Here is a 5,353-nt window from a genome sequence, read left to right as displayed (position 1 = left end):
GTCGTGCTCGACGGAGATCCAGCCGCGGTACCCGTTGTCGCGGACGGCGGTCATCATCGCCTCGAAGTCGACCAGGCCGTGCGGCGTGCCCATCTCGTAGAACCACTTGCCGGTCGTCGGCGCCATGATCTCGGAGTCCGGCCGGTGCCGGTGGTCGTCGCCGGTGGCCACGTTGTGGGTGTCCTTGAAGTGGAAGCCGCTCACCCGGTGGGCGTGCCGGTTGTACAACGCCACCGGGTCCAGCCCGGCGATGCAGTGCTGCGCGGTGTCGACGAACAGCGACACGTACTTCGGGTCGGTGTAGCTGTAGAAGGTCTCGATGTCCGGCTCGCTCTGGATGCCGCAGAAGAACTCGTGATGGCAGGTGAGCTTCACCCCGAAGCCGGCGGTGATCTCGCCGACCTTGTTCCAGCACTCCGCGGTGAACTTGAGCTTGTCCTCGGTGACCGGCTCCATGTCGTAGTAGAGCGTCGCCGGCATCACGATGATGTTGTCGAGCTGGATCTCCGACCAGCGGCCCATCGTGACCCGGAAGTCCTCGAGGATGTTCTCGTGCGTCTCGGGGATGTGGGGCGCGTAGTTCCGGAGGTCGTAGTCGGCGGCGTGGAACGTGTTCACGATCCGCTCGAGCCCGTGGTCCCGGACCATCTCCTGATACTTCGCCGGGCCGCCGTAGTCGCCGTACATCTGCCAGATGCGGAAGTCGAACGTGTCGATCGCGTCGAAGCCGGTCGCCTTGATCTGCTTGAGGAAGGCCGACATGGTCTTGTGCGAGTGCCACTGGTCGACCGGCCCCGCCGGGCCGTTGCTCCGCCAGTGGTCCATGTAGGACCACTTGATCGCGGACTCGGTCATCGCTTGGCCACCCCCAGCTCGTGCTGCAGGTACCAGCTGTTGAGCATGGCCAGCTCGGCCGGGTTGCCGCCGTGGTCGCTCTCGACGACGACCCAGCCCGGGTAGTTGTTCTCCCGGAGCGCCGCGACGAAGCCCTTCACGTCGACCAGCCCGCCCTCGGTGCCGAGCTCGTAGAACCAGCGCTCGATCCGCCGTCCGGCGCCGCCCTTGAGCATCGTCGACTCGGCTCCGGGCATCCGGTACTCCTCGCCGGTGTCGGCGTAGCGGGTGTCCTTGAGGTGCACGTGGGTGACCCGGTCGGCGTGCTCCCGGTAGAAGGCCACCGGGTCGATGCCGCCGACGGTGAACTCGGCCGTGTCCAGCGCCAGGCCGACGGTCGCTGGATCGGTCGCGTCCAGCAGGCCGGTCAGCTCGGCTTCGGTGTGCACAGCGCCCAGGCAGTCGTAGTGGAGGGCCAGCCCCAGCCCGGCGGCGGAGGTCAGCTCGCCGATCCGGTTCCACACGTCACCGATGAGCTTGATCCCGTCGGCGTCCAGCGGCGGGGACATCCAGGCCGAACCGACCGGGCGGACGACGAGCTGGTCGGCGCCCACGCCGGCGACGAAGTCGACGAACGGCTTCGACCACTCGACGATCGCGTCGTGGTCGGCCGGGTTGGCCGTGGAGCGGAACGCGTAACCCTCTTCCTCCTCCGTGGGCTGCTGCGGGTCCCAGAACATGCTGGAGACGCCGTGCACCTTCGCCCGGCGGAGGAAGTCGAGGAAGCCCTGGTGGCTGCCGTGGTTGAGCAGGATGACCTCGGGCCGGCTGATGTTGTCCCACCGACCGGTGCCCGACGCCAGCTCGATGGTGTCGAACCCGCAGGCCGACGCGGTCTTGAGCGCCCGCTGCTGGTCCTCGTGCCGGACGAAGACGTCGAGCCGGACGTTCCACTGGTTCAGCGCGTATGCCCAGCGCAGGGTGTCCCTCATCGCCGTGCCCCCTGGATGCTGCCCGACAGCTCGCTCCGCGCCTCGGCCTCGGCGAGCACGTTGTCGATGTACCACTTGGCGACGGCGGTGGCCTCCGCGTAGCTGCCGCCCCCGAGCTCGGCCTTGTCGTGCTCAACGGTCAGCCAGCCGTCGTAGCCGCTGGCGACGATCTCCTTCATGAGCGCCGGGAAGTCGACGAGCCCGCCCTCGCCCATCTCGTAGAACCAGCGCGTCACCTGGGGCGCCATCAATTCAGGGTCCGGCGGCGTGCGGTAGGCCTCGTGCTCGTCGACGTTCTTGGTGTCCTTGAAGTGGAAGCCGGTACAGCGGTCCTTGTAGTCGCGGAACAGCTGAACCGGGTCGACGCCGGCGATCGTGTGCTGCGCGGTGTCGCAGAAGAAGTGGACGAGCTCCGGGTCGGTGTAGCGGAAGAACGTGTCGAGCTGCTCGCGGGTGCGGATCGCGCCCCAGAACTCGAAGTGGCAGGTGGTCTTTATGCCCTGCTCGAGGGTCAGCTTCCCGACCCGGTTCCACAGGTCGGCCACGACCTTGATCGTGTCGTCGGTGACCGGCTCGGTCTGGTAGTAGGTCGACGTCGGCATGACGATGAAGTTCTCGACGCCGGTCAGGCCCTCGCACATGCGCAGCGTGGTCGTGCAGTCGGCGACGATCCGGTCGTGCGTCTCGCGGACGTGCGGCGCCGTGTACTTCGTCGCCGAGGGGTATGCCGAGAAGATCCCGGTGATCTTGTCGAACCCGTTGTCGCGGAGGAACCGCTCGAAGCCCGGCACCCCGCCGTACATCCCGGCGTAGAACGGCAGGTAGAAGAAGAAGGTGTCGAAGCCCGTGAAGCCCAGGGCCGACAGCTGCTTGATGTACCGATCCATGTAGGCGCGGTTGAACGACGGGGGCTGCGGCCCCTGCGGCGTCTCCGTCACCCAGTGATCCATGTACGACCACTTGGTCCAGACCACGACGGGTCCCCTTCTCTCTGCGCGGCCTGCGGCCCGCATCCAGGTCACCGGGAGGCCCCGAAAGGGTCCCCAGCGGCGGTCGATGTCGACCGCCTGGGGCGAAAAGCCCTGGCGTGGAAGAAGAGGGTTCCTGCTCGTGACGAGCAGGAACCATTCTGCCGTCGCGCCGGTGACGGGCACCAGCGCTTTGTCCTGATGCCGTTCATCAGCGCGGTCGATGTGCCTCCAGCCGATCAGGCAGCGCCAGCGCTCCGACGCACGCCACCACGAGGAGCCCCGCACCCACGAGGAAGCCGACACCGAAGCCCGCGGTCAGTGCCGCCGCGCTGTCGGGCGCGCCGTACCGGGCGGCCCATGCGCTGGCCACCGACACCAGCGCGGCCAGCCCGACGGCGCTGCCCACCTGCCGGGTCGTGTTCAGCAGCCCGGAGGCCAGACCCGCCCGCTCCGGCGGCAGGCCGGACATGGCCGTGACGGTCAGCGGCAGTCCCGCCGCGCCGAAGCCCGCCATGGCCAGCGTCAGCGGGACGAGCACGTCGACGGCGTACCGGCCCTCCACGTCGATGGCCGAGAGCCAGGCCAGCGCCCCCGCCGCGAGGAGGGTGCCCAGCATGTAGCTGCGCCGCGGTCCCAGGACCGCCATCCACCGGGACGCGCCCCGCGCCCCGAGCGCGATGCCGACCGCCCCCGGCGTGAGTGCGAGGCCGGCCTGCAGCGGGTCCATGCCGAGCACGCGCTGCAGGTACAGCGCCAGGAAGAACATCGTCGTCGGGAGCAGTCCGCCGACGAGCGCGCCGAGGCCGTTCGCCACGACGACGGGCCGGACGCGGAAGACGTCCAAGGGGACGACGGGCTGCTCGGCCCGGCGTTCGACGAGGACGAACAGGACGAACGACGCCGCCGCGAAGCCGAGGCAGCCGAGGGTCGCCGACGACCCCCAGCCGCGCTCCTCACCGAGGATCACCGCCGACACCAGGGCCGCGGTGCCGACCGTGACCGACACCGAGCCGGGCACGTCGAGCCGCCCGCGGACGTGGCCCACCGGCCGGCCGGGTAGCGCCCACACCGCCGCGAGCACGAGCAGCACGCCCAGCGGGACGTTCACGAAGAAGACCCAGCGCCAGCTCAGCAGGCCGGTGAGGATCCCTCCGATGACCCCGCCGAGGGCGCCTCCGGAAGCCGCCGCGGCGGTGAGGAGGCTCAGCGCCCTCGCCTTCGCCCGCGGATCGGTGAAGCCGGTCGTGACCAGGCTCAGCGTCGTCGGCACCAGGACGGCGCCCCCGATCCCTTGGGCGAAGCGCGCCGCGACAACCTGCCAGCCCACCTGTGCCAGCCCGGCGACGAGGCTCGCCGCCGCGAACACGAGCAGGCCGACGACGAACGCTCGCTTGCGCCCGAAGAGGTCACCGACGCGGCCGCCGAGCAGGAGGAAGCCCGCGAAGGTGAGGGTGTAGCTGCTCACCACCCACTGCAGGCCGGTGGGCGAGAGCCCGAGGCTGTCCTGCATGGGTGGCAGCGCGACGTTGACGATCGACGCATCCAGGACGCAGATGAACTGGGCCGAGCAGGCAACCGCGAGGAGCAGCCCGGGCCGCCGCGGCGGCGCCTCGACCGGCGCCACCGCGGGCACGACCTCCTGCATCAGCGGAAGGTGTCCTCGAACTCGTCGTACGGCTTCGGCGGCTCGGGCTCGAGCACCTGCACCTTGTCGTTCGCGTACGGGAAGTAGTCCGTCGTCGAGATCGGCTCGTCGACCGGCGGCAGGAAGACGGGCACGCCGTCGTCGCCGAACCAGGCCAGCTGCGAGTCGTGGCTCTCCTGGTTGTCCTTGGCGAAGGAGATCCAGTCCCGGTTGAAGGGTGCCCGGGCGACCTCGTAGCAGCGGAAGTGCCAGATCCGCCACTCGCCGTCCTGCTTGATGAAGTCCACTCCGTACTTGCACCACACCCAGTGCGCCCAGACCGGCTTGCCGTCGACCTCGCCGCCGGAGAACACCCACTCCGGCACGTTCTTCGCGACTTCGGGGTCCATCAGGCCGGACTCGAGCCCGGCCATGATCCAGATGCCCTTGGCGGTCTCGCCGTCGGCACCGACCTCGATCACCGGCGTGCTCGTGTAGTGGAAGAGCAGCTTTCCGACCGGCTTCGGCCGGCCGCGGTGGTAAGCGGTCACCGACTCGTAGGTCGTGTACAGGCCGACGTTGTTGTAGCGCGACCACATGTCGGGCGTGCCGGGCTTGGCCCAGAGCTCGTCGATGATCCGCTGGTCCTGGTAGGCGTTGTGGTAGTGCATGTAGCGGTTGAAGACGTTGTCGACGGCCCCGCGGTCCGCGAGTCGCTTCGTCTGGGCCAACTGCTCCTCGACCGCCGCCAGCCGGCTGGCGAGCTCCTCGAGGGTCGTCGTCGCTTCGATGGTCATTCCGAGTCCTTTGCTGTCGGGGACGGGAGGTGGAGCAGTCGGATCCGGACGGCGCCGAGGTCGTCGAAGGGGAGGAGGAACAGCCGCTCGTCGCCGTTCAGTGCGCGTCCCGGCACCCAGCGGCCGGTCTCGAAG

5 protein-coding genes are annotated in these 5,353 nt (G+C 69.2%); all 5 read right to left on the bottom strand.

The annotated features are described in order from the left end of the window. On the bottom strand, window positions 1-855 hold an 855-nt coding region (locus VK640_11845; protein ID HTE73875.1), incomplete at its 3' end, for a TIM barrel protein. Beyond that, the gene (locus VK640_11840) at window positions 852-1,826 is read right to left on the bottom strand and encodes a sugar phosphate isomerase/epimerase (GenBank protein HTE73874.1); all 975 of its coding nucleotides are present in this window, start codon (window positions 1,824-1,826) and stop codon (window positions 852-854) included. The genes VK640_11840 and VK640_11845, both read right to left, overlap by 4 nt. Beyond that, window positions 1,823-2,800 carry a TIM barrel protein gene (locus VK640_11835; protein HTE73873.1) on the bottom strand — a complete coding sequence of 326 codons (978 nt, stop codon included), beginning with the start codon at window positions 2,798-2,800 and terminating at the stop codon, window positions 1,823-1,825. Before VK640_11835 ends, VK640_11840 begins: the two co-directional genes overlap by 4 nt. 205 nt (window positions 2,801-3,005) lie before the next feature. Then, window positions 3,006-4,442 carry an MFS transporter gene (locus VK640_11830; protein ID HTE73872.1) on the bottom strand — a complete coding sequence of 479 codons (1,437 nt, stop codon included), beginning with the start codon at window positions 4,440-4,442 and terminating at the stop codon, window positions 3,006-3,008. After that, window positions 4,442-5,218: a nuclear transport factor 2 family protein gene (locus VK640_11825; protein ID HTE73871.1), complete on the bottom strand. Its 777-nt coding sequence runs from the start codon at window positions 5,216-5,218 to the stop codon at window positions 4,442-4,444. The genes VK640_11830 and VK640_11825 overlap by 1 nt, the downstream gene beginning before the upstream one ends. Between the last annotated feature and the right edge of the window lie 135 nt (window positions 5,219-5,353).

The organism is Actinomycetes bacterium, from assembly GCA_035489715.1.
GTDB lineage: Bacteria > Actinomycetota > Actinomycetes > JACCUZ01 > JACCUZ01 > DATHAP01.
Note: the sequence above shows the minus strand (reverse complement) of the source record. Positions and strands in the feature narration are given on the sequence as shown.

Bases quoted from the DNA above. Each gene is read 5' to 3' on its own strand.
- VK640_11825 (HTE73871.1), bottom strand. From the start codon at position 5,218: ATGACCATCGAAGCGACGACGACCCTCGAGGAGCTCGCCAGCCGGCTG.
- VK640_11830 (HTE73872.1), bottom strand. From the start codon at position 4,442: ATGCAGGAGGTCGTGCCCGCGGTGGCGCCGGTCGAGGCGCCGCCGCGG.
- VK640_11840 (HTE73874.1), bottom strand. From the start codon at position 1,826: ATGAGGGACACCCTGCGCTGGGCATACGCGCTGAACCAGTGGAACGTC.